General features: G+C 47.2%; 2 pseudogenes. Both read right to left on the reverse strand.

Annotated features, from left to right (window positions below):
* Positions 1-393, reverse strand: a pseudogene (locus R7Z47_RS25910) (flagellin); the annotation flags it as partial.
* Positions 394-410: 17 nt separating this feature from the next.
* Positions 411-591: pseudogene (locus tag R7Z47_RS25915) on the reverse strand (flagellar hook-associated protein 3); the annotation flags it as partial.

Below are 591 nucleotides of genomic sequence, written 5' to 3' on the forward strand. Positions count from 1 at the left end.
CTCGTTATCAATCACCTTCTGGCCATCAAAACGCGCTTGTTCCACAACACGTTGAATGTTCGCTTTAGAGCGCACAAGCGTATCTTGCAACCCCGGCACATTTTGTGTGCCTTGCGTAACGGCTTGAGTTAACCCACGTTTAATGTGCGTTAGCTCTTTACCAATGGATTGCAGTGATTTTGAAGCAATTTGTACCGCTGTTGCTTGTTGCTGTCCCTGAGTCAGTTGAATGCCTGAAACAGAATAGGCTGACGCGGTGTCAGCCTGAACTTGAATTGGACGCGGTTTGATCGTACTGCTTGAATCCGCAGAGCGGGTTGGCATGATAGAGGCTTGTTCTTGGCCACCCAAGCGTATGCTATGGGCTCTAACCTCTACTGTACTCATTACCATAAAAGAACTGCCTAACCTTAAATACGGTCAAACAATGAAAGATCGTTGATCTTCACGTAGCTCGCCTGCGTAGCTTGCAGAGCAGCCATGTAGTTGCTTAAACGTACCGAAGCTTCACCGTAGTCCAATGCAGATAAGTCACCAGAGACTTTGTCGACAAACAACTTGTTTTCGCTGTGTGCGCCATCCATCAAATCT

Source organism: Vibrio sp. 1641 (genome assembly GCF_033339995.1).
In the GTDB taxonomy this organism is placed as follows: domain Bacteria; phylum Pseudomonadota; class Gammaproteobacteria; order Enterobacterales; family Vibrionaceae; genus Vibrio; species Vibrio alginolyticus.